The organism is Burkholderia sp. BCC1988 (assembly GCF_905339895.1).
Classification (GTDB): domain Bacteria; phylum Pseudomonadota; class Gammaproteobacteria; order Burkholderiales; family Burkholderiaceae; genus Burkholderia.
Window position 1 is genome coordinate 110,944 of record NZ_CAJPHA010000005.1, and the last position, 22,952, is coordinate 133,895.

Consider the following 22,952-nt stretch of genomic DNA (forward strand, 5'->3'; position numbering starts at 1 on the left):
GCGCGCGAGCGGCGCCGATCGTCGCGAAAGGCGCGCATTGTCGAAGGGATGCCGCGAAACCGGAACATTCTTCAGCCAAAGTTTGGCTGGCTAAATTTTATTTAGGAAAGCGCGCCGGAGCCGCTCGCGCGGTGCATGCGGACCTGTGGCATGTCGTCACGGCCGAGCGCACCGGGCGCGCGAGCCGGTTCGCTTGTACCATCGTCGGATGTTCGATCGATACCTCGACCTGTGGGGCCTCGTTCCCGACGGCGGCCCGATCCTGACCGCGAGCGGCGGCCTGTTGCCGGTCGTCTGGCGCACACGGCCGGCAATGCTGAAAGTCGCGACCTGCGACGAAGAGCGTCGCGGCAATGCGCTGATGACCTGGTGGAACGGGGATGGCGCCGCGCGCGTGTGGCTGCACGACAGCGACGCGGTGCTGCTCGAACGCGCGCAGCCGGCGCCGACGCTCACCGGCCTGTCCGCCGCGGGACACGATGACGACGCGATCCGGATCGCATGCCGCGTGGTCGCGCGGCTGCATGCGCATCGCGCACCGGCTCCGCCCGCGGTCGTGCCGCTGCCCGACTGGTTCCACGCGCTGCTGTCGCACGACACGGACGACGACGTGCTGCGGCGTTCGGCCGAGACGGCGCACCGGCTGCTGGCCGTGCCGCCCGTCGATGACGTCGTGCTGCACGGCGACATCCATCACGGCAACCTGCTGTATTTCGGCGATCGCGGCTGGCTGGCGATCGACCCGAAGGGGCTGCGTGGCGATCGCGCGTTCGACTACGCGAACCTGTTCTGCAATCCCGCGCACGACATCGCTGTGGATCCCGCGCGCTTCGAGCGTCGCGTCGTGCTCGTTGCCGAGGCAGCGCAACTCGAGCGGCGCCGGCTGCTGCAGTGGATCTTCGCGTGGGCGGGCTTGTCGGCGGTGTGGCTGATGGAAAATGAGTTGCCGCCCGATACGCGGCTGGAGGTCGCGAGGCTGGCCGCGAACGCGCTGAGTCTGTAGCACGCGAACGCACTGCAGCGCCGGCCGCATCGCATCGCCCGAAAAAAGCCCACTTCAGATGGGCGAGTTGATTCGTGCGAATGTCATCGGTCATCCGGGGCGCGTCGATCGCCGCATCAACCGATTCGCGCCCCATACGATCAGACCGGCGATACCGAGACACGCCCCGAGAACGAGAAGGAGCCCGACTCCTTCAACATCATCGGCATGTGCGATTGTGTCGACGCCGAAAAGCGCCATCACCGATTCGAGGGTTGACGGGATCGACGTCTCGATTAGAAGTCGGACGAACCAACGCGCGAGCAGCACGCCGAGAGCGCCCGTTGCAAGAAAATTGATGCTGTAGCGAACCGCTTTCATTACCAGACCTCGACGATTCCATATGCCTTGATGGCGGTGCCCGGAATCGGAACCGTTGCGCCGTGCGCGCGAAATCATGGAGCCGTCCCAAGCGACCGCCAGTCTGTCTGTCGACAATGTAATAGAGGCCACGCGGTAGCGGGCCTGATTTCGGTTTAGCGATCGATTCTGCTTCCGCTCGATTCCTTGCTCTATCCGGCGCTTCTTCGCGTCCGCAAAACGTGTCAATCTGTTTCCGGACGGGTCACAGGTCACAATGAAAAAAACCCGCCGGCTTGCACCGGCGGGCTTTCGTATCCGACTTGCGCGGTGGCGCGTTAACGCGCCGGATTCAGCGTCAGGTTCATGTGACGGTTCACGTCTTTATACAGCAGGTAACGGAAGCGGCCGGGGCCACCCGAATAGCAAGCCTGCGGACAGAACGCGCGCAGCCACATGAAGTCGCCCGCTTCCACCTCGACCCAGTCCTGGTTCAGGCGATAGACGGCCTTGCCTTCGAGCACGTACAGGCCGTGCTCCATCACGTGCGTCTCGGCGAACGGAATCACGCCGCCCGGCTCGAAGGTCACGATGTTCACGTGCATGTCGTGACGCATGTCGCTCATGTCGACGAAGCGCGTCGTCACCCACGCGCCGTTGGTGCCCGGCATCGGGATCGGCTCGACGTCCTGCTCGTTGGTCACGAACGCTTCCGGCAGCGGAATGCCGTCGACGACCTGGTAGTGCTTGCGGATCCAGTGGAAACGCACGGCGGCATCGCTGACGTTGTGCAGCGTCCAGTCGGCGCCCGGCGGAATGAACGCGTAGCCGCCCGGCTTCAGCGTGTGCTGCTTGCCCTGCAGCGTCAGCTCGGCCTCGCCCTCGACGACGAACAGCACGGCTTCGGCGTTCTTGTCCTGCTCGGGCTTGTCGCTGCCGCCGCCCGGGTTCACTTCGACGATGTACTGCGAGAAGGTTTCGGCGAAACCCGACAGCGGACGCGCGATCACCCACAGGCGCGTGCTGGTCCAGAACGGCAGCCAGCTCGTGACGATGTCGCGCATCACCCCCTTCGGAATGACCGCGTACGCCTCGGTGAACATCGCGCGATCGGTCAGCAGATCGGTCTGCGGCGGGTGGCCGCCATGCGGCGCGTAATACGTTGTCTTAGACATAAAGCATCCAGGCAATGGGTTGGTCCGGCCCCGGGTCGCAACGGCAGGCGCGGCACGCGCGTGGGGCACGCATGCGGCGGCGGGACATCGTTGCCGGGGTGGCTTGAAAGCGCGGGCGCCTTCGTTCGGTCGGCCAGGCTTCGCGACGGGTCCGCCCGGTTCAGCGAGCGGGGCGCCCCATGCTTGCGGGTCCGGCGGCCGGGCCGCGGACACTCGGGGTGATGCGGCGGGGCACGGGGGACGGCACGGTTCGATTCCGTACGCGGGCAGCGTTGACGATAGCGAAGTCGATCCTGATCGACCAATTAAATGTTGCGATGCCATCCATTCGATTTCCCACTACCCGCCGCGGTGCGCGACGGCCGGCGAACGCGTGCCGCGGATGCGTCGGCGTATGAGGGAAATCCTGATGACCGGACGCCAACGCGTCGATCAGCAATATCGAAACGGGGTCGGCCGAACCTGCCCGGCTGCATGTCGATGCAACGGGAGATGCCGTCTACAAGCGGGAAAAGTCAGGCAGGAGAGAGGCGCCAACCCGTCGAACGAGGCTGGGCATGAACTGCCGAAGGGGAGAAGGTGCCGGTCTTGCCGGCGACGGCCGCCCGGCTGAAGCTGCCGGGCCGGCTGTCGGATCGAGTGCCGACGCGTCGGGCGCGCCGGTGCGCGAACCGCGCACCGTGCCGCGCCCGCGGGGATCAGTCCCAGTCGCGGTGATGGCGATGCTTGCGGTGACGATGGCCGCGATCACCATAGTCGCCGCGGTCGTACGAGTTGCGCGACAGGTTGCCGCCGAGCGCCGCGCCGGCGCCGCCGCCGACGGCTGCGCCCAGCAGGCCGCCCGTGCGGCCGCCCATCGCGTTGCCGGCCGCGGTACCCGCGCCGCCGCCGAGTGCGCCGCCGATGATCGCGCCGGTGCGTTCGCGACGGTTCGACGTCACGGCACCACCCGCGCCGCCGCCGATCGCGCCGCCGATCACGGAGCCCGTGCTGCCGCCGACTGCGCCGCCGACCGCTGCGCCGGCAACCCCGCCGAGCGCGCCGCCAAGCGCGTTGTTCATGTCACCGGCCATTGCCGGCAGTGCGGTCGCGCCGGTCAGCACGGCGACGACGAGAGTGGGGGCGATTTTCTTCCACATTCCCGTATTCTTCCTTGTTCGCAATCTGGTTATTAAAGGTCCGCTCGTTACGACGATCCGAATCGATCGACGTCGATGCCGGCATTGTGCCGAATCCCGGACCAATTCATTTCAATGAGCTTGCGGCGAAGAATAGCATCGGTCGCGCCCCCTTGCCGTCGACATTCTGGTAACAAGTTGTTTACCGCAACGGGACCGGAAAAGGTTGCCGAAAACCGCCTGCAAAGCCCGCCGGTACGGGCTCCGGCCGTGGGCCGGCCGCACTCGAAGGAGGTGCCGGAAGCGCCCGTCGCGCGGGTTCGGACACACGTGGCAACACATCGCGGGTGCGCCACGAGCCGGCCGGGATCGACCGGGCCATCCAGGACGAACGAGGGTCAGTACACGCCCGGCAGCAGCCGCCACGTGTGCGCGCAGTACGCGTCGTATTCGGCGCCGAATTGCGCGCGCAGCAACGCTTCCTCGGAACGGATGCGGGCGACCAGCGGGATCATCGTCAACGCGACGAGCAGCAGCCCGATGCCCGAGCGGAACGCGCACGCCCAGCCGGCCGCATTGACGAGCAGGCCGAGATAACTCGGGTTGCGAATTCTCCGATAGATACCGTCCGTCACCAGCGTGTGGCCCGGCTGGATCGCGACGAGCCCGCTGAAGCGCTTGCCGAGCACGAACACGGGCCAGATGCGCAGCACGCCGCCCGCGACATACAGCACGACGCCGGTCCAGCGCACGGTGTCGCCGCCGAAGGTCCATACGTCGAGCCGGTCGGTCAGCGCGGGCAGGTAAGCGAGCAGGAACCCGCTGGCCGCAAAGGCCGCGAGCACCCAGCGGTTGTCGCGGTTCTCGCGTTCGCCGGCGCTCAGGTTGCCTTCGGTGAACAACGCGGCGACGGCCAGCGCGAGCGTCGCGACGGCAATGACGGTCAGTTGCGGATGCGAGAAGAAGGCGGCGAACCCGCCGATGCCGAGCACGGCGAGCCCGAGATAGACGAGCGTGGAGACGCTCGCCACGATTGCGACCTTGCGCGTAACGGCCATGGCTGCCTCGCCGGAGTGGGCTTTCCTGTGAAGTATAGGAACCCGGGCGGGCCATGCGCACGCGCGCCGTCATGCGGCGCGCGAGTCGTCCGTGCGGGAAGCGGCGGCCAAGCGTCGAACGACGGGGCCGCTCGACGTGCGGGCGGCGCCCGCGCCTGCCGCCCGGTCAGCGAATGCGGAAGTTGCCGCCGATGCCGACGCTGACGGGCGGTGCGTAATAGGCCGGCGCATAGCCGTAGTAGGCCGGCGCGGGTGCGTAGTAGCCGTAAGGGGGCGCGACATAGCAGCCGGACAGGCCGCCGATCAGCGCAAACGTGATGAGGATTTTGTACATGACTCGATTCCCGGCGAAGAGGGCACGTTGCATCTCGCGAAAACCACGCCGTCGCAGCCTGCGACGGCCGGCACGGAAGAGACAACCGGCCCTTCCCGTCGCTCGATGCGGCAATGCGCGGAGTCTAGCGCCGGGGCCACCGGGACACGTTTCGCGAGCGGTTACACGTGTTACGTGGTGTGACCGCTGAAACAGGCGCGCACGGCGTCGCGGCAAGCGCCCGCTGGCGCCGCCCGAACTACGCGCCGTCTACGCGTTACACGAAACGCGCGCGGATCCGCTCGGCGACCGATTCGAGCGTCGCCGAATCGGCGATGTCGCGCGCGTGCATCCGCAGCTCGACGCCTTCCCAGCGCGGAATCACGTGGAAATGCACGTGCGGGACCGTCTGGCCCGCCGCCGCGCCGTTGAACTGGCCGATGAAAACGCCGTCCGGCCCGAGCGCCGCGCGCACGGCCGCCGCGACGCGCTGCGTCATGCGAATGCCGGCCGCGGCCGCGTCGCCGGACAGCTCGAAGATCTGCGCGGCCGGCTCCTTCGGGATCACGAGCACGTGACCGTCGGCCTGCGGCATGAGATCCATGATCGCGAGGGTCGCGTCGTCTTCGGCGACCTTCACGCACGGCAGTTCGCCGCGCAGGATTCGGGCGAACGGGTTGTTGTTGTCGTAGGACATGGGCGTTTTCCGATGTTTGCGATTGCGGTTTGACTGGGAACGATGCCGGACGATTATCGGCCGACGGCGGTCCGGATTTCAACTTGTCAGGCCGTGTCGCCATGGCGGCGAACAATGCGCGCCGACTCGCGTGCAATGCCCGTCGCCGGATGGAATATCCGGCCGTCGCGATCCGTTTATTTCGAGTGCGGACTCGCACGTCAAGACCGCGGATCCGCGCCGGACATCCGCGCGCTGCGCAGGCCGGCAGCCGGGATGACTGCTCGCGATCATCAACCGGAGTCATGCCATGGACCCTCTCCCCTCCTGTCGTTCGCCCGCCCCGCCCGTGTTTGCCGTTCATCCGCCGATCCTCGCCCACGCCTGCCGCACGATGGCGCGCACGCTATGCCGCGCGGCTTGCGGCGCGGGGCTGATCGCGTTGTCGTCGGCTTTCGCGTGGGCCGGCGGCGGCAATTCGATCCTGCCGGTTTCGTCGGTCACGGCGTCGACCGTGCCCGCCAACGGCGACGTCAATCCGTACGGCATCGCGTTCGTGCCGCGCGGCGTGCCGAGCTGGAGCACGCTGAAACCGGGCGACGTCGTCGTATCCAACTTCAACGCGGCATCGAACACGCAAGGCACCGGCACGACGGTCGTCAAGCTGTCGCCCGGCAAGACGCCGGCAACGTTCTTCCAGGGCAGCAATGTCGGCCTGACGACCGCGCTCGCGGTGCTGCGCAGCGGCTTCGTGCTGGTCGGCAACGTGCCGGCACCGGACGGCAAGACCGTGGTCCCCCCGGGCTCGCTGCTCGTCATCGGTCCGCAAGGCAATCTCGTCACGCAACTGTCGAGCAGCACACTGCTCGACGGACCGTGGGACATGACCGTGATCGACCGCGGCCAGCGCGTGACCGCGTTCGTGTCGAACGTGCTGAACGGGACGGTCGCACGGATCGAGCTGATGATCGGCAGCGACGGCGTCAGGATGCTGCCGGGCTCGCAGATCATCGCATCGGGCTACGTGAACCGGACCGATCCCGCTGCGCTCGTCGTCGGCCCGACCGGCCTCGCGTACGATCCCGACATCGACGTCCTGTATGTCGCCTCGACCGGCGACAACGCGGTGTTCGCGATCCAGAATGCCGCGACGACGAATCGCAACGGCGGCGTCGGACGGATGATCTACTTCGATGCGGCTCACCTGCACGGCCCGCTCGCGCTGGCGCTCGCGCCGAACGGCCATCTCGTGACCGCGAACGGCGACGCGGTCAACCCCGACCCGCTGCAACCGAGCGAGATCGTCGAATTCACGGTGGACGGGCGCTTCGTCGCGCAGATGCAGGTCGATACCGTGCCGGGCGCGGCATTCGGGCTCGCGTTCGGGCGCGGCAGCAAAGGCCAGCCGGAATTCGCGGCCGTCGACGACAACACGAATACCGCGACGGTCTGGACACTGCGTTCGGACAACGACAACGCACAATGACGCATCCCGCGAACGGGCCGCGTGCGGCCCGTTCGAACCTGCGCGATCGACACATGCGATTCGCAGACGCCGGGCACCATGCCGCCTGACCGACGCCGCCCGGCGTCACCCGCCCCCACGATTGCCACCGCTCGCGCGAACCTGCGACACTGCCGGATCGTTGCCATCGTTGCCGGCCGGCACGCCACCGAGGACGCTCGCGCATGACGATCCCCTTCAAATCGCTGATCCTGCGCGGTGCCGCCGTCGCGCTCGTCGCCGCGGCCGGCTACGCCGGCTACATGCTGTCGCGGCTCGCGCCCATCGCGACGGGCTATGCCGCGAAGGCGCTGTGTTCCGGCGTGTTCGTGTCGGGCCGTCCGGCCGCGTCGGTGATCGACGTCGACATCATGGCCGGCGTGCATCCGCTGCTGAAGCTGGTGCGTCCGTCGATCGATCCCGAGCATCATCGTGCCGTCGCGACCTTCGCCGGGTTCGCGCAACGCGAGGCGGACTTCCGGCCCGGGCTCGGCTGCACGCTCGCGCTCGGACCGTCGCCCGGCGGGCTGCCGGCCGCGCTACCGCCCGCCACCGATCCGCCGCCCGCGCACGAAGCGGCGCCGGCCGACCCGCCCGCCGGCATCGACGCGCGCAAGCTGCAGGCCGCGCTCGACCGCGCGTTCGACGAACCCGATCCGGCGCGGCCGCGGCGCACCCGCGCGGTCGTCGTGATGTGGCGCGGCCAGGTGATCGCCGAACGCTATGCACCCGGCTTCGCGGCCGACACGCCGCTGCCCGGCTGGTCGATGACGAAGACCGTGACGGCCGCGCTGGCCGGCATGCTCGTCGCTCAGCACAAGCTGTCGCCGGACGCGTCGGCGCTGCTGCCCGAATGGCGCGACAGCGGCGATCCACGCGCGGCGATTACGCTCGACGAGCTGCTGCGGATGACGAGCGGCCTGCAATTCAACGAGGACTACGACGACCCGCTGTCCGACGTCGCCGTGATGCTGTTCACGCAGCCGGACACCGCGCGTTTCGCGTCGGCCATGCCGCTCGCCGCGCAGCCCGGCACGCAGTGGTACTACTCGAGCGGCACGAGCGCGATCGTCGCGCGCGTGATGCGCGAGGCGATGGGCGGCAGCGAAGGCGACTACCTCGCGTTTCCGCGCCGCGCGCTGTTCGCGCCGCTCGGCATGCGCAGCGCGGTGTTCGAGCCCGATGCGGCCGGCACGCTCGGCAGCGCGTCGTTCATGTATGCGAGCGCGCGCGACTGGGCGCGCTTCGGGGAGCTTCTGCGGCAGGACGGTGTGTGGAACGGGCAGCGGCTGCTGCCGCAAGGCTGGGTGCGCTACCTGACGCGCGCGACGCCGCTGTCGACGCGCCAGGAATTCGGCGCGCATCTGTGGGTGAAGGTGCCGGAGCCGTTCAACGATCGCGATGCGCACGCGAGCCCGCTGCCCGTCGACGCGTTTCATGCGGTCGGCCATGAAGGCCAGTTCGTGAGCGTGGTGCCGAGCCGCGAGCTGGTGGTCGTGCGGCTCGGGCTGTCGCGGCCGGAATCCGCATGGAATCACGAGGCGTTTCTCGCGCGCGTGCTCGAGGCCGTACCGGCATCGGGCTCGTGACGGCCGCGGCGCGGCGGCGATGCGGCGGCAAATCACGCCGCCGCGCCGCGCGCGACATGCGATGCGTTACGGGTTCGCGCTGCCCGCGTACTGCTTGAAACCTTCGCGCGTCGCCAGGCGCTCGATGTAGCGCTTCACTGCCGGGAAATCCGGATGCTCGAACGGCGTGCCGAACCAGCGGTTCACCGACAGGCCGATCGGAATGTCCGCGAGCGTGAAGCGGTCGCCGGCCACGAACGCGCCGGTCGCTTCGAGCTGCGCGTTCAGTATCTGCATGTGCTTCGTCCAGCCCGCGATCGACTGCGCGATCGCCGCCGGGTCCTGGTGATCGGGCGACTTGCGCACGAGGCCGAGGAACGCGCCGACCCACGAGCGGTTCAGGTCCGTGCCCTGCCAGTCGATCCACTGATCGACCCGCGCGCGCGCCTGCGGCTCGGCCGGATAGAGCGCGTCGCCGCCATAGCGGTTCGCGAGATAGCGGATGATCGTGTTCGACTCCCACAACACGAAGTCGTCGTCCTTGATGACCGGCACGAGGCCGTTCGGATTCAGCGCGAGGTAGGCCGGGTCGTTGGTCGTGCGAAAGCCCGCGCCCCAGTCTTCCTGTTCGAACGGCAGGTTCAGTTCGGTGCACAGCCACAGCACCTTGCGGACGTTGATGGACGGGATCTTGCCGAGGATGTGCAGCATGCAGGCTCCTTGTGAGGTCGAATGCGAAGCGTTCGGGAGGCGCGACACGGCCCGGACGCGCTCCCGTCGAAGTTATACACGAGCCCGCGAGAATCGACAGCGCGTCAGGCGAAATCGCCGTTGCAGGCCCCACTGCCTCGCTCACATCGGCTTGAGCACCATCAGGAAATAAACGCTCAGCATCGCGAAGAACGCCGGATAGCCGAGCAGCTCCCAGCGCTTCGCATAGCGCCAGTACCGTTCCGGCAGCGCGGCATCGCCGTTCGCATGCGCGAGCTTCGCCATCGCGGCCAGTTCGATCTGCAGCCATACGACCGGCAGCCAGCACGCGCCCGCGACCGCATACAGCACGATCGACGCGACCAGCCACGGCGTCGTCCACGGCCAGCCGGCCGTATGCGCGAGCCACAGCCCGGATGCGGGCTGGAACAGCACGGCCGGCGTCGTGAACCACCAGTCCGCGCGCACGACGAGGCGCGACACGGCGGCGATCGCCGGCACCGAGCGCGTGCGGTTCGCGAAGAACAGGTAGAACGCGGTGCCGAAACCCGTGCCGACCATCAGCACCGAGGACAGGATATGCAGCGTCTTGATCACGAGATAGGTGTTCATGCGTGTTCTTCTTCTGAAAAGAGGATCAACAGGATCGCCAGAATCGGCACGTTCTTGAGCACGGGGCCGAACGGCTCGGCGAGCAGGCCGGGCATCGTGACCGCGATGACGGCCGAATACGCGACGATCAGCGCGCCCTGCGCGGCCCACAGCCGGCGGGACGGCGCGACGACGGTCGCCACGCCGAACGCGAAGTCCAGCGCGCAGGCCGCGTAGAGCGCGATCAGCGCGGGCAAGCCAGTCAGGTGCGCGCGGGCGAGCATCGCGAGGCTGTCGTGCCGCGGATGGATGAATGCGCTGACGATGGCCGTCCAGATCCAGACGATCGCGAGCGCGCCCAGCAGCAGCGGCCGCCGCCACATCGCGAGCGCGTCGCGGCGCAGCGCGGGCGCGTCCGCGCCGATGAAATGCCGCAGCCCGCGCGGCGGCCGGCCGAGCACGGCCGCGAGCGCCGCGGGATCGCCGGTGTTGCCGCCGCGCAGCATCGTCCACGTGTCGCGGGTCAGCATCGCGCCCGGCAGCGTGCCGAGAAGCGCGGCCGCCGCACCGACCAGCGGGCCCGGCAGCGCGATGCGCGCCGCCGGCGGGAAGCCCAGCGCGGCGCGATAGACGCTCAGCATCTCGCGATACTCGACTTCGTCGCCGCCGACCGCGTCGATGACCGGGTTGCCGGCCGCCGGCGCATCGACGAGCCGCGCGACGAGTTCGGCGAGATCGTCGATGTGCACGGGGCGCAGCCGCTGATGGCCGCCCGCCGGCAATGCGTGCACGGGCAGGCTCGCGAGCATCCGGAAGAACCGTGCCGACGTGCCGGAAGCGCCGTAGACGAGCGCCGGGCGCACGATCCGGTAATCGAGCGGCAGCGTCCGCAGGAAGGTGTCGGCTGCGTATTTGCTGGCGAAATACGGCGTGTCGCCGCGCTCGACGCCCAGCGCCGAGATCTGGATCACGCGTCGCACGCGGGCACGACAGCACGCGGTGAAGAGCGCGCAGGGCGCCGCGCGATGCACGGCGTCGAACGTCGCGTCACGCCGGTCCGCAAGGATGCCGACCGCATTGATCACCACGTCGACGCCGTCGAGCCGGGCGAGCCACGCATCGGGATCGACGTCCTTCGTGAAGTCGATCGCGACGTCGTGCGGGCCGACCGCATGCCGCACGCCGCGCAGCACGCGATGGCCGCCGGCTTCGAGCCGCGCGCCCAGCGCCCGCCCGATGAAGCCGTTCGCGCCGCAGACGAGGATGTTCATGTCGCACTCCACGGTGCGGCATGCCGGCGGATCGATCGCGATGCCCTGTTCATTTTCGTCCTCTATCTACAGTTATTTCTGTAAAGACAGAAATTTCACTTCCAAAAAAAGCGGGCTGCGTGCCCGCACGTCCGGTACCGCTTACTTCGACGACTTGCGCCTGACCGTCTGGCTGATCTTCGCGCCGATGCCGAGCGCCTTCATCAGCGTGTCGGGCTTGAGCCGCAGCATCTCGTCCGACCAGGTCGTGAGCGTCTCGACGAACTGCAGCGTGTCGCGGATGCGCTGTTCGGTTTCGCGGCTCTCGTCGGCGATCTCCGGGCTCGTCAGGCAATCGCGCAGCACCGTGAGCGTCGGTTCGATCTCGCGCTGCCGCCGCCCTTCGACGATCAGCTTGAACAGTTCCCAGATGTCGGTCGACGTCTCGAAGTGGTCGCGCCGGTCGCCCAGCACATGCACGACCTTCGCGAGCCGCCATGCCTGCAGTTCCTTCAGGCTCGTGCTGACGTTGGAACGCGCGACGTTGAGCGTCTCGGCGATCTCGTCGGCCGCAACCGGCCGGCCGGCCAGGTACAGCAGCGCGTGAATCTGCGAGACCGTGCGGTTGACGCCCCAGCGCGAGCCCATTTCGCCCCAGTGGAGGATGAATCGTTCGGCAATCGGTGTGAGTTTCATGTCGGGGAATTTAGTTTTTTCAGTTATTTCTGTCAAGAGAGAAATAACGGGCGGCGACGCGAATGGCTGCCTCGACGGTCCCGCCCGCGGGCGACTGCGACCGCGGCCACGGCTCGCCTTTCCCGCCGTTGCGCCCGCTTCCATTACAATGCGCGGGATTTTTCCGATTTCAGGCCGTCCGCGCCTTTCTGACTAGAGGTTCTCCCATGATCATCAAACCGCGCGTGCGTGGCTTCATCTGCGTGACGACTCATCCGGTCGGCTGCGAAGCCAACGTCAAGGAACAGATCGACTACGTGACTTCGCACGGCCCGATCGCCAACGGTCCGAAGAAGGTGCTCGTGATCGGCGCGTCGACCGGCTACGGCCTCGCCGCCCGGATCTCGGCCGCCTTCGGCTCGGGCGCGGACACGCTGGGCGTGTTCTTCGAGCGCGCCGGCAGCGAAACGAAGCCGGGCACCGCCGGCTGGTACAACAGCGCCGCGTTCGAGAAATTCGCCGCCGAAAAGGGGCTCTATGCGCGCAGCATCAACGGCGACGCCTTCTCCGACAAGGTCAAGCAGATCACGATCGACACCATCAAGCAGGATCTCGGCAAGGTCGACCTGGTCGTCTACAGCCTCGCGGCACCGCGCCGCACGCACCCGAAGACGGGCGAAACGATCAGCTCGACGCTGAAGCCGGTCGGCAAGTCGGTCACGTTCCGCGGCCTCGACACCGACAAGGAAGTGATCCGCGAAGTGTCGCTCGAGCCGGCGACGCAGGAAGAGATCGACGGCACCGTCGCCGTGATGGGCGGCGAGGACTGGCAGATGTGGATCGACGCGCTCGATGAAGCCGGCGTGCTGGCCGACGGCGCGAAGACGACCGCGTTCACGTATCTCGGCGAGCAGATCACGCACGACATCTACTGGAACGGCTCGATCGGCGAAGCGAAGAAGGATCTCGACAAGAAGGTGCTGTCGATCCGCGACAAGCTGGCCGCGCATGGCGGCGACGCGCGCGTGTCGGTGCTGAAGGCCGTCGTCACGCAGGCGAGCTCGGCGATCCCGATGATGCCGCTCTACCTGTCGCTGCTGTTCAAGGTGATGAAGGAAAAGGGCACGCACGAAGGCTGCATCGAGCAGGTGTACGGGCTCCTGAAGGACAGCCTGTACGGCGCGACGCCGCACATCGACGAGGAAGGCCGTCTGCGCGCGGACTACAAGGAGCTCGACCCGCAAGTGCAGGACAAGGTCGTCGCGATGTGGGACAAGGTCACCAACGAGAACCTGTACGAAATGACCGACTTCGCGGGCTACAAGACGGAATTCCTGCGCCTGTTCGGCTTCGAGATCGCCGGCGTCGACTACGACGCGGACGTGAACCCGGACGTGAAGATCCCGGGCATCATCGACACGACGGTCTGACGAAACGCCCCGCCGCCGCGCTCATCGAGCGGGCGGCGGGGTCGCGCTGCCGGCCGAGTCAACGCGGCGCCGGCTCTTCCAGATAGACGCCCGACGACAGCGTGGCCTTCACCTGCCGCGTGAACTCGTCGGTCGACACTTCCTCCTCCCCTGCTTCGATTGCGTCGTACGCCTGGCGCACGACGTCGGCCGGCGTGGCCTTCGGCACGTCGAGGCCGGCCGTCAGGTCGGTATCGATGAACCCCGCATGCAGCCCGACGACCTGCGTATGCTGTTCGCGCAGCGAATGGCGCAGCCCGTTGGTCAGCGCCCACGCGGCCGACTTCGACACGCCGTAGCCCGACAGGATCGGCCGGTTCACCCAGCTCGCGACCGACAGCACGTTCAGGATCGCGCCGCCGCCGTGGCCGGCCAGCGTTCCCGCGAAGGCGCGCGACATCGCCAGCATCCCGAACACGTTGGTTTCGAAGTGATCGCGCAACGCGTCGAGCGCGCCGTCGTCGGTCAGGCTGCCGAGTCGCGCGATGCCCGCGTTGTTGATCAGCAGCGTGACGTCGCGCGCGATATCGGCGGCCGCGGCGACCGTCGCCGGATCGGTCACGTCGAGCCTCACGGGCACCACGCCCGGCAGCGTCACGCTGGCCGGATCGCGCGCGCCCGCATAGACCTTGCGCGCCCCGCGTTCGAGCGCCTGCTTCGCGAACTCGCGGCCGAGCCCGCGGTTCGCGCCCGTGACGAACACCACTGCACCTTCGATCTTCATGCTCGTTCCTTTCGGAGAAAGGATCCCGCTCGCGCCGGTTCGCCGCGCGCCCGGGATCCGGTGATAAACCACGCCGCCATCGCGGACCGAACCGTTGCTCCGCCGGTGCCGTGCCGGAAGCCGCGCAGTCCGCCGCCCACGCCACGCCGCACCGGGACCGATATCCATCCGTGCCGCGCCGGTCGCTTCGCTTCATTCGTGAAGTCGGCTACACTCGATGTCAATGTCGATCACCATTGTCTTTGCGATGCATTGTGTCAGCGCGATTTCGACACGTCAATGGCGATCACCATTGTGTTTTTCAATCGACGCAATTGCCGGAATGAGGGAGGGATCGATGGGCGTCTCGAGACAACAGGCCGCCGAAAACCGCAACGCGATCGTCGCGGCCGCCGAGCGGCTGTTCCGGGTGCGCGGCGTCGACGCGGTGGGGTTGACGGAGTTGATGAAGGAAGCCGGCTTCACGCAGGGCGGCTTCTACAACCACTTCAAATCGAAGGATGCGCTGGTCGCCGCGGTGATGGAGAAAGCCATCCAGGACCGCGCGGATTCACCGAACGCCGTCAGCGTCGCGAAGCAGGCGACGGCGTACCTGTCGGCCGCGCATCGCGACAACGTCGAAGCCGGTTGCCCGCTGTCGGGTTTCGCAGGCGATGCCCCCCGGCTGACCGACGCGGCGCGCGCGTGCTACGCGCACGGCGTCGCCGCGTATCTCGACCGGCTGGAACGGATGGTGGCCGCCGAAGGCTCGGCCGCGGCGGACACGCGCCGCGACGCGATCGCCGCCTTCAGCCAGATGGTCGGTGCGCTCGTGCTGTCGCGCGCGATCGCCGGCACCGATCCGGCGCTGGCCGACGAGATCCTCGACGCGGGTCGGCGCACGCTCGGCGCGCAGCCCGACGATCCGGCCGTACCGGCGTAGCGGCACGACGGGCGCCGGTCGCGCGCGGTCGCTATTGCACGGCCCTGGCGGCGTCCCACAACGGCCGCTGGCCGAGCGCCGCATGCCACGCTGCAAATTGCGTGCGCCACGACTCGAACGGCTCCGTCAGCGGATGACGCGGATCGTCGCTCAACGCATACGCCATCCCCTCGATCAGCCAGCGCGGCTTGGTCGCGACCGCGAGGTTGCCGAGCACTTCGGCCTGCCGGTGGTGGATCAGCTCGTGGGCGAGAAAGTAGGTCTGCCAGCCGCGCGGCGCGACGACTACGCCGAAATCCCCGAGCGTCAGTGCCGCGCGTTCGCCGAGACCGAACTGGTCGGCACACGCGCGCGTCGAGCAGAACACGACGCGCGGCGCGTCGCGAAACGGGCCGACGGCCGCGGCCGCGCGCGCGTAGCCGTCGCGATAGAGCTGCTGCGCGATGCCGAGCTTCGCGGCATCGTCGGTGCAGATGTCCGCGCTCGGGCATGACACGCCGGGCAGCAGCGCGGGCGCGACGACGCGCAGCGGCTTGACGAGCGCGTAGGCGGCGATCGGCACCGCGACGAGCAGGCCCGTGAGGGCGAAGGCGATACGGGAGCGTTTCATCGAGGCGGCAATTCCGTTGGCGTGGCGGTGACGTGTTCCAGCACGAATATATCGGAGCCGCGGCGGCGCCGGCCGGCTTTTCTGGTTCGCCCGGCTTCCGGCGGCGGTACTGCCGCGCCGCCGCGCATGCGCGCCGGTCGCGACCCGGATCGCGACCGCATCCGGCCCCGTTACGCGAGCTGCTTGTGAAAATACGTCGTCGCGCACAACGCGCCGTCGGGCATCAGCGCATAGTTCGGCACGACGCCTACGCGCTGCCAGCCGGCCCGCTCGTACAGGCGCTCGGCATCGCCGCCCGTCACGGTGTCGAGCACGAGCACGGTCTTGCCGGCGGCGCGCGCGGCGTCGTCGGCAGCCGCCATCAGCCGCGCAGCGACGCCCTGCCGGCGCGCACGACGCGACACGAGCATCTTCGCGAGGTCCGCTCGATGCGGCTGGTTCTCCGGCTGCGCGGTCACGAGTTGTACGGTGCCGACGATCCGGCCGGCCGCGTCCTCGGCGATCAGCAGGATGCGCTCGCCGCTCGCGACGCCGTCGGCCACCCGCGTCCAGAACGCGACGGCCGTCGAGCGTTCGATCGGCAACATGAAGCTGACGGACGCGCCGCCTTCGACGCAATCGATCAGCACGTCGGCCAGCGCGTCGATGCAGGCGCGGGCTTCGCTCGCGTCGACACGGCGGACGGTCACAGGTTCTGTCATACCCTCTCCGGAAATCAGGCGGAGCACGCGTTCGGCCGACGTGCGCCCGGATCGAATGGAATGCCGCCGTGTTGCTGATACATGCGAAACGGCGGCGGATGCCCGGCAACACGACGCCCGGCCCGGTCGGCGCGTGTTACCACCCCATCATCCTAAGCGACGAAAATTCTCGTTGCATTGCCTATACTTAGCCGCATGGCTAACTTTGAACCCGGCATCACCGACGTATTCCAGGCGCTCGCCGATCCGACGCGCTGCGCGATCGTCAGCGCGCTCGGCAACGGCGTGCGGACCGTTTCGGAACTGGCCGCGCCGTTCGACATGGCGCTGCCGTCGCTGATGAAGCATGTCGCGGTGCTCGAGCGCAGCGGCCTCGTCACGACCCGGAAAACCGGCCGCACGCGCACCTGCGAGCTGGTCGGCGGCCGGCTGGCCGAAGCCGAGCAGTGGCTCGCCGCGCAGCGCGCGCTGTGGGAAGCGCGCGCCGATCGTCTCGTGGAATTCGTCGAACGCCGTCACCAGGAGGAGCACGCGCATGTCAACCCGCCACGTCGACCCCGCCGAAGCTCATGACCTCGTCATCACGCGCACGCTGCATGCGCCGCGCCAGGCGCTCTGGCGCGCGTGGACCGATCCCGAACTGCTGAAGGAATGGTGGTGCCCGAAACCGTGGACCACCGAAGTCCGCGCGTTCGACCTGCGCCCGGGCGGCGCCTTCCACACGTTCATGCGCGGCCCCGACGGCGGCACGAGCGACAACCCCGGGTGCTTCCTCGACATCGTGCCGGAAGCGCGCATCGCGTTCACGTCGATGCTCGCGGGCGGCTGGCGGCCGCAGGTGCCGTGGCTGGGCTTCACGGCGATCATCACGATGGCGGATGACGCCGCCGGTTGCCGCTACGACGCGCGCGTGATGCATCCCGACGCCGCGACGCGCGAGCGCCACGAGGCCCTCGGCTTCTTCGAGGGCTGGAACACCTGCATCACGCAGCTCGACGAATTCGCGTCCGCATTGCGCTGAATACGCACGTGCGCGGGCCATTGCATGCCGCCGCGCGCGCGCCTAGGATTCCTGAAGGAAGCGTGACGACACGCCGGCATCCGGCGTGCACCGTCGCGCGCGCTCCGCGGGAGGCCACATGCTGCAGATGCACACGCATTCGACCCGGGTCAGCCGGCACCTGAACGCACCGCGCGGGCGCGTCTATCGCGCGCTGCTCGATCCGCACGCCGTCGAACAATGGAAGGTGCCGGACGGCATGACGTGCCGCGTGCTCGCCTACGACGCGCGCGAAGGCGGCGCGCTGCGCGTGTCGCTGAGCTACGACGAACCGTCGGACGGCACCGGCAAGACCACCGCGCACACCGACACCTATCACGGCCGCTTCGTGACGCTCGTGCCCGACGAACGGATCGTCGAAATCGACGTGTTCGAAACCGACGATCCGATGCTGCGCGGCGCGATGACGATCACGATCACGCTGTCCGACGAAGCTGGCGGCACACGCGTCGACGCGGTGCACGACGGTGTGCCGCCCGGCGTGCCGGCGGCCGACAACGAGACCGGCTGGCGCATGGCGCTCGCCCGGCTGGCGGCGCTGGTCGAGACGGGCTAGCCAGCGCGACGCGACGTGCGCGGTACGCGTCAACCGAGCCGGTACGCGTGCGAGACGGTCCCGCGGAACAGCGCATCGCGCTCGTCCGGGCTCGCGTGTGCGGTCAGCCGCTTGAACGCGTTCCAGCCGTTCACGTACGAATACGAGCCCTTGTCGACCGGAAAATTGCTCTCGAACATGCAGCGCTTCGCGCCGAACGCCTCGATGCACGTGAGCATCCACGGCTTCCACGCGGCGGCGAGCTGTTCGGACGACGGCGGCCGCGTGCCCTTCTCGAAATCGAACCCGTTGATCCGCATGCCGAGGCCACCGACCTTCACGAATACGTTCGGCAGCTGCGCGAGTTCGCGCATCGACGCCGACCAGCGCTGGAAGACTTCCGGCCGCTGGTCCGCGTAGCTCGCGATCCGCACGACGCCGCCGCAGTGATTGACGACGATCCGCGTGTCGGGGTTCGCCTTCGCCAGATCGAACAGCTCGGGCAATTGAGGAAAGAACAGCCACGCGTCGTACGACAGTCCGAGCGGCGCGAGCTGCGCGACGCCGGCCCGGTACGCGGGGTCGAGCAACAGCCCGCGCGGCACCGCCGACAACGGGTTGGCGAGCGACGGATCGGCATCCCAGGTACTCAGGTGTCGAACGCCGCGAAAGCGTCCGCGCCCCGCGTCGACATGCGCTTCGAGCACGTCGCGCACGCGCTCGCCGAGCCGCAGGTCCGCGTGCCCGACGATGCCTTTCGCGACGGCCGGGCCGCTGCGTTGCAGCGGCTCCGTCACGCCGGCGACGTAGGCCGTCTCGCCGACCGGCTTCAGTTCGGCCGGGCCCGCGTCGCGATAGCGCGTCAGCGCCTGCATGTAGACGGATGCCTGGACGTTGTGGCCGGATCGCGCGTCCTGCAGATAGTCGTCGAGCATGTAGATCCAGCCCGGCCGCTCGTAGAAGTGATGATGCGCATCGACGATCGGCAGATCCGGATCGAGTGCGGGTTCGAGCGCAGATGCGAGCCAGTCGCTTCGCACTGCGAGATAGTTGCCTTGGGTCGTCATGCGGGAGGGTCCGTTTTCAGCCGGCGCGCGCGTATCGGCCCATGCAGGGAGCGCGAGCGATGCGGCGGCCGCACCGAGCAACCGGCGTCGTTTGATCGAAATGGTCGCATCCATGTCATTCGCTCCGGTCGAATGCGTACAGCGACAGCGTGAGCAGCGTCGTGATCGCCAGCACGATCGCGAGGCCGAGCATCCCGGCCGTGAAGGTGCCGAAGCCGTCCTTCAGGTAGCCGACGAGATAAGGGCCCGCGAATCCGCCGAGCGCGCCGATCGAATTGATCAGCGCGAGCCCGCCGGCCGCCGCCTGGCCGGACAGGAAGCGCGAAGGCAGCGTATAGAAGATCGTGCGGCCGGCAATCGTGCCGATCAGCGCGAGCGTGATGCCGACGAGTGCGGGCCCGAGCGTCAGGAAGTGGGTCGACACACCGAGCGCCACCGCGCCGATGGCCAGCCCGATCGCCAGGTTCGCGACCGGGCCGCCGCGCCGGTCCACCCGCTTCGCCCACCACAGCAGCGCGACGGTCGCGAAGAAATACGGCACCGCGGAAAGCCAGCCCGTCTGCATCGTCGACATGCCGTGCGCCTTGAGCATCTGCGGCAACCAGATGCCGATCCCGTAAGAACCCATCGTGAAGCCGAACGAGATCAGCGCGAGCACATACACGCGCACGTCGCGCAGCGCGACGCCGAAGTGCTTCTTGCGGCCGGCGGCCGCGCCTTCGCGCTCGAACGCGCGCTGCAGCGCGGCGCGCTCGTCGCTCGACAGCCACGCGGCATCCGCGGGCGAATCGGACAGCAGCTTCAGCACGAAAAAGCCGAGCGCGCACGCGGGCAGCCCTTCGACGATGAACATCCACTTCCAGCCCGCAAGGCCGAGCGCGCCGTCGAGCTGCAGCAGCCACGTCGACAACGGGCCGCCGATCAGCGACGACAGCGGTGTCGACACCGTGAACCACGCGAGCACGCGGGTGCGGTAGCTCGCCGGAAACCACACGGCGAGGAAGAAGATCACGCCCGGAAAGAACCCGGCTTCGCCGATGCCGAGCAGCAGCCGGATCGCATAGAAACTCGTCGGCCCGGTCGCGAGCGCGGTCGCCGCCGCCATCAGCCCCCACGTGATCATGATGCGCGCGAGCCAACGGCGCGCGCCGAAGCGATACAGCGCGAGATTGCTCGGCACCTCGAACACGCAATAGCCGGCGAACATGATCCCCGCGCCCCAGCCGAACTGCGTCGCGGTCAAGCCGAGATCGCGGTTCATCGTCAGCGCCGCGAACCCGACGCTCGTGCGGTCGAGGTAGTTGAAGAAGTACGCGAGCGCGAGCAGCGGAATGAAACGCCACGCGGCCTTGCGCACGGCCCGTTGCTCGATCGACGCGTCGGTTTCGCGATCGGCGGCCAGCGCCGGGGAAGCGGATGTCATGGTTGTCTCCGTGGATACGGCGCTACGCGCCCGCGCGATCGCACGGGCAGGACGCCTTTTGTTCGTTCGATGGATCGCGGCGGCGCTACGCGCTCGCCACTTCGTTCGCCGAAGGCGCATCGGCCGCCACGTCCGGCGGTTGGCCGTCCGCGCCGTATCCGTGCGACCCGGCGACGACGCCGGCTGCGATCAGCGCCCGGGCCTCGTCCGGCGTATAGCCGAGTTCGCCGAGCAACGCGCACGTGTCCTGACCGAGCGCGGGCGGCGCCGCGCGCAGCCGCAGGCGCTCGCCCGCGAGCGTGAGCGGCAGCAGCGCGGTGCGCGTGTCGACCGGCCGGCCGGCGCTGCTCGCGTCGGCCGGCAGCGTCACGGCTTCGAGCCCGCCCGTCGCGAGCAGGTGCGGATCGTCGAACAGGTCCTGCGGCTTCGTGATCGGCGCATACGGCAGGCCGATCGATTCGAAGATCGCGCCGATCTCCGCGGCCGAATGCGCGGCGAGCCGCGCACGCAGTTCAGGCAGCAGCCACTCGCGGGCCTGCACGCGCAAGTTGTTGGTTGCAAGACGCGCATCGTCCTTCAGCGCGGCGAGGCCGAATGCATCGCAGAACAGCGCCCATTGCGTGTCCGATACGACCGCGAGAAAGATCTGCTCGCCGTCCTTCACCGAAAACACGTCATAGACCGCCCACGCGGAAATGCGGCTCGGCATCGGCGACGCGGCCTGCCCCGTCACCGCGAACTGCATCATGTGCTGCGCGACGAGGAACACGTTGTTCTCGAACAGCGAACTCTGCACCTGCTGGCCGCGGCCGGTGCGTTCGCGCTGCGCGAGCGCGGCCATCGCGCCGATCGCGCCGAACATCCCGCCCATGATGTCGTTCACGCTCGAGCCCGCACGCAACGGCCGGCCTTCGGGGCCCGTCATGTACGCGAGACCGCCCATCATCTGCACCACTTCGTCGAGCGCGGTGCGATGTTCGTACGGCCCCGGCAGGAAACCCTTGTGCGACACGTACACCAGGCGCGGATTCAGCGCGGACAACGCGGCATGGCCGAGACCGAGCCGATCCATCGTGCCGCTCTTGAAGTTCTCGCTGAACACGTCCGCCGTCGCGACGAGCCGCCGCACGATCTCGAGCCCGCGCGGATCCTTCACGTCGACCGCGAGGCTTTTCTTGTTGCGGTTGAACATCCCGAAGAAGCCCGCGCCGGAACCGCGCAGCGCACGCGTGCTGTCGCCCGCGATCGGTTCGATCTTGATGACTTCCGCGCCGAGATCCGCGAGCAGCATGCCGCAGGTCGGGCCCATCACCATGTGCGTCATCTCGATCACGCGCACGCCTTCGTACGGCAGCGCCGCGGCCGGTTGGCGATCGTTCATTGCGCGACTCCCGTCAGGCAACCTTCCGGCTGGGCCGCCGACGGCGCACGGCCGTCCGCGTAACGGAATCCCTTCGGCAGCCCCGCGTCCGGCACGTGGCCGTACAGCGGCTCGGCAGGCAGCGCCGCGTGCAGGATCGCGCGCGCGGCGAGCAGCGCATCGGCGTCGATGCCCGTGTCGATCCCTATCGACTCCAGCAGGAACACGAGATCCTCGGTGACGATGTTGCCGGTCGCGCCCGGTGCATACGGGCAGCCGCCGAGACCGCCCTGGCTCGCGTCGATCGTCGTCACGCCGGCGTCGAGCGCGGCAACGACGTTGGCGAGCCCCTGCCCGCGGGTGTTGTGGAAGTGCGCGCCGCCGGCCTTGTCGCCGACTTCGCGTTGCAGGCGCGTGAACAGCCGGCGCACCTGCACCGGATTCGCATAGCCGCTCGTGTCGGACAGACCGATCTCGTCGACCCCGCATTCGGCCATCGCAGCCGCCATCGCGATCGTCTCGTCGTCGGAGACCGCGCCGGCAAGCGTGCAGCCGAACGCGACCGACACGCCGGCCTCGATCTGCACTGACGGAAACCGCGCATCGCGCAGCGCGACGATCGCGCGCACCTCGTCGATCATCTGCGCGGGCGTCTTGCGGATGTTCGCCAGCGAGTGCGCCTCGGTCACCGAGACCGGCAACGTCAGCTTGTGGACGCCCGCCTCGAACGCGCTTTCGGCGCCGCGCAGGTTCGGCGCGAGCGCGGCGACGTGCAGCCCGGGAATCGCCAGCGCATGCGCGACGACTTCCCGCACGTCGGCCATCTGCGGCAACAGCCGCGCGGGCACGAACGACCCGACCTCGATCTCGCGCAGGCCGGCCGCGGCGAGCGCGGTGATCCAGCGCCGCTTGTCGGCTGTCTGCATCACGGCCTTGATGCTCTGCAGGCCGTCTCGCGGCCCGACCTCGCTGACCAGCACCTCTGGATACCCGGAAACGCTCATTCGACACCTCATAGTTCTATCCAAAAGAACAACGTTCTGTTTGACGGAACTTTAGAGGCGCGTCGAATCGCCTGTAAGCGGGGTATACCCGTGAAA

At 68.3% G+C, this 22,952-nt stretch carries 25 protein-coding genes; 8 read left to right on the forward strand and 17 right to left on the reverse strand.

Translation table 11 applies throughout. The annotated features are described in order from the left end of the window. The first annotated feature begins 208 nt into the window (after positions 1-208). A complete protein-coding gene (locus tag U4012_RS08815) occupies positions 209-1,003 on the forward strand; it encodes an aminoglycoside phosphotransferase family protein (protein ID WP_321797785.1) in 795 nt (264 codons plus the stop codon). Between the two features lie 90 nt (positions 1,004-1,093). Here U4012_RS08815 and U4012_RS08820 read toward each other — a convergent pair whose 3' ends face one another. The 6 genes from U4012_RS08820 to U4012_RS08845 all read right to left on the reverse strand — a co-directional run bounded on the left by U4012_RS08820 (position 1,094) and on the right by U4012_RS08845 (position 5,703). After that, on the reverse strand, positions 1,094-1,591 hold the full coding sequence (locus tag U4012_RS08820; protein WP_321797787.1) for a hypothetical protein: 498 nt from the start codon (positions 1,589-1,591) through the stop codon (positions 1,094-1,096). Positions 1,592-1,680: 89 nt separating this feature from the next. Further along, on the reverse strand, positions 1,681-2,517 hold the full coding sequence (locus U4012_RS08825) for a bifunctional allantoicase/(S)-ureidoglycine aminohydrolase (RefSeq protein ID WP_124486110.1): 837 nt from the start codon (positions 2,515-2,517) through the stop codon (positions 1,681-1,683). A gap of 698 nt (positions 2,518-3,215) precedes the next feature. After that, entirely contained in the window at positions 3,216-3,656 is a 441-nt protein-coding gene (locus U4012_RS08830) for a hypothetical protein (protein WP_124486109.1), read from the reverse strand. A gap of 377 nt (positions 3,657-4,033) precedes the next feature. Continuing rightward, positions 4,034-4,693 carry an isoprenylcysteine carboxylmethyltransferase family protein gene (locus U4012_RS08835; RefSeq protein ID WP_321797790.1) on the reverse strand — a complete coding sequence of 220 codons (660 nt, stop codon included), beginning with the start codon at positions 4,691-4,693 and terminating at the stop codon, positions 4,034-4,036. A 166-nt stretch (positions 4,694-4,859) separates the two neighbouring features. Continuing rightward, positions 4,860-5,027, reverse strand: coding sequence for a hypothetical protein (locus U4012_RS08840; RefSeq protein WP_185500310.1), 168 nt, complete (start codon positions 5,025-5,027; stop codon positions 4,860-4,862). Positions 5,028-5,283: 256 nt separating this feature from the next. After that, positions 5,284-5,703 carry an HIT family protein gene (locus U4012_RS08845; RefSeq protein WP_044848523.1) on the reverse strand — a complete coding sequence of 140 codons (420 nt, stop codon included), beginning with the start codon at positions 5,701-5,703 and terminating at the stop codon, positions 5,284-5,286. 289 nt (positions 5,704-5,992) lie between these two features. Between U4012_RS08845 and U4012_RS08850 the strand changes: the two genes are divergently transcribed. Both U4012_RS08850 and U4012_RS08855 read left to right on the forward strand, forming a co-directional pair. Then, positions 5,993-7,168, forward strand: a complete 1,176-nt coding sequence (locus U4012_RS08850) for a hypothetical protein (protein ID WP_321797794.1) — start codon at positions 5,993-5,995, stop codon at positions 7,166-7,168. Between the two features lie 203 nt (positions 7,169-7,371). Continuing rightward, positions 7,372-8,775, forward strand: coding sequence for a serine hydrolase (locus tag U4012_RS08855; protein WP_321797796.1), 1,404 nt, complete (start codon positions 7,372-7,374; stop codon positions 8,773-8,775). Between the two features lie 66 nt (positions 8,776-8,841). Here the strand turns inward: U4012_RS08855 and U4012_RS08860 are convergent, their stop codons facing one another. From U4012_RS08860 to U4012_RS08875, 4 genes are all read right to left on the reverse strand, one after another. After that, positions 8,842-9,465, reverse strand: a complete 624-nt coding sequence (locus tag U4012_RS08860; RefSeq protein ID WP_321797798.1) for a glutathione S-transferase — start codon at positions 9,463-9,465, stop codon at positions 8,842-8,844. Positions 9,466-9,606: 141 nt separating this feature from the next. Continuing rightward, complete coding sequence (locus U4012_RS08865; RefSeq protein ID WP_124666353.1) at positions 9,607-10,077, reverse strand: DUF2269 family protein; 471 nt, start codon at positions 10,075-10,077, stop codon at positions 9,607-9,609. Further along, complete coding sequence (locus tag U4012_RS08870) at positions 10,074-11,327, reverse strand: SDR family oxidoreductase (protein ID WP_321797800.1); 1,254 nt, start codon at positions 11,325-11,327, stop codon at positions 10,074-10,076. The genes U4012_RS08865 and U4012_RS08870 overlap by 4 nt, the downstream gene beginning before the upstream one ends. Before the next feature lie 141 nt (positions 11,328-11,468). Continuing rightward, a complete protein-coding gene (locus U4012_RS08875; protein ID WP_059448975.1) occupies positions 11,469-12,002 on the reverse strand; it encodes a GbsR/MarR family transcriptional regulator in 534 nt (177 codons plus the stop codon). Positions 12,003-12,208: 206 nt separating this feature from the next. Between U4012_RS08875 and fabV the strand changes: the two genes are divergently transcribed. Then, positions 12,209-13,411 carry an enoyl-ACP reductase FabV gene (gene fabV / locus U4012_RS08880; protein WP_124529225.1) on the forward strand — a complete coding sequence of 401 codons (1,203 nt, stop codon included), beginning with the start codon at positions 12,209-12,211 and terminating at the stop codon, positions 13,409-13,411. A 58-nt stretch (positions 13,412-13,469) separates the two neighbouring features. Here fabV and U4012_RS08885 read toward each other — a convergent pair whose 3' ends face one another. Next, the gene (locus U4012_RS08885; protein WP_321797805.1) at positions 13,470-14,174 is read right to left on the reverse strand and encodes an SDR family oxidoreductase; all 705 of its coding nucleotides are present in this window, start codon (positions 14,172-14,174) and stop codon (positions 13,470-13,472) included. 337 nt (positions 14,175-14,511) lie between these two features. On the opposite strand from U4012_RS08885, the gene U4012_RS08890 reads away from it, so the two are divergent. Continuing rightward, positions 14,512-15,096: a TetR/AcrR family transcriptional regulator gene (locus U4012_RS08890; protein ID WP_321797807.1), complete on the forward strand. Its 585-nt coding sequence runs from the start codon at positions 14,512-14,514 to the stop codon at positions 15,094-15,096. A 31-nt stretch (positions 15,097-15,127) separates the two neighbouring features. Here U4012_RS08890 and U4012_RS08895 read toward each other — a convergent pair whose 3' ends face one another. Beyond that, the gene (locus U4012_RS08895; protein WP_124486102.1) at positions 15,128-15,706 is read right to left on the reverse strand and encodes a hypothetical protein; all 579 of its coding nucleotides are present in this window, start codon (positions 15,704-15,706) and stop codon (positions 15,128-15,130) included. 170 nt (positions 15,707-15,876) lie between these two features. Continuing rightward, complete coding sequence (locus U4012_RS08900) at positions 15,877-16,407, reverse strand: GNAT family N-acetyltransferase (protein WP_321797810.1); 531 nt, start codon at positions 16,405-16,407, stop codon at positions 15,877-15,879. A 195-nt stretch (positions 16,408-16,602) separates the two neighbouring features. Here U4012_RS08900 and U4012_RS08905 point away from each other — a divergent pair, with 195 nt between their 5' ends. The 3 genes from U4012_RS08905 to U4012_RS08915 all read left to right on the forward strand — a co-directional run bounded on the left by U4012_RS08905 (position 16,603) and on the right by U4012_RS08915 (position 18,023). Then, positions 16,603-16,980 (forward strand): ArsR/SmtB family transcription factor, encoded by a 378-nt coding sequence (locus U4012_RS08905; RefSeq protein ID WP_124529217.1) that lies wholly within the window; start codon positions 16,603-16,605, stop codon positions 16,978-16,980. Then, positions 16,943-17,428, forward strand: coding sequence for an SRPBCC family protein (locus U4012_RS08910; protein WP_321797813.1), 486 nt, complete (start codon positions 16,943-16,945; stop codon positions 17,426-17,428). The genes U4012_RS08905 and U4012_RS08910 overlap by 38 nt, the downstream gene beginning before the upstream one ends. Before the next feature lie 118 nt (positions 17,429-17,546). Further along, on the forward strand, positions 17,547-18,023 hold the full coding sequence (locus U4012_RS08915; protein WP_044848511.1) for an SRPBCC family protein: 477 nt from the start codon (positions 17,547-17,549) through the stop codon (positions 18,021-18,023). Positions 18,024-18,052: 29 nt separating this feature from the next. On the opposite strand, the gene U4012_RS08920 is transcribed toward U4012_RS08915, so the two are convergent. The 4 genes from U4012_RS08920 to U4012_RS08935 form a co-directional block, all read right to left on the reverse strand. Further along, a complete protein-coding gene (locus U4012_RS08920; protein WP_044848510.1) occupies positions 18,053-19,183 on the reverse strand; it encodes an amidohydrolase family protein in 1,131 nt (376 codons plus the stop codon). Between the two features lies 1 nt (position 19,184). Beyond that, a complete protein-coding gene (locus U4012_RS08925; protein WP_044848509.1) occupies positions 19,185-20,492 on the reverse strand; it encodes an MFS transporter in 1,308 nt (435 codons plus the stop codon). Between the two features lie 85 nt (positions 20,493-20,577). Continuing rightward, positions 20,578-21,873 (reverse strand): CaiB/BaiF CoA-transferase family protein, encoded by a 1,296-nt coding sequence (locus tag U4012_RS08930; protein WP_321797818.1) that lies wholly within the window; start codon positions 21,871-21,873, stop codon positions 20,578-20,580. After that, positions 21,870-22,856, reverse strand: a complete 987-nt coding sequence (locus U4012_RS08935; protein ID WP_321797820.1) for a hydroxymethylglutaryl-CoA lyase — start codon at positions 22,854-22,856, stop codon at positions 21,870-21,872. The genes U4012_RS08930 and U4012_RS08935 overlap by 4 nt, the downstream gene beginning before the upstream one ends. Positions 22,857-22,952: the final 96 nt, after the last annotated feature.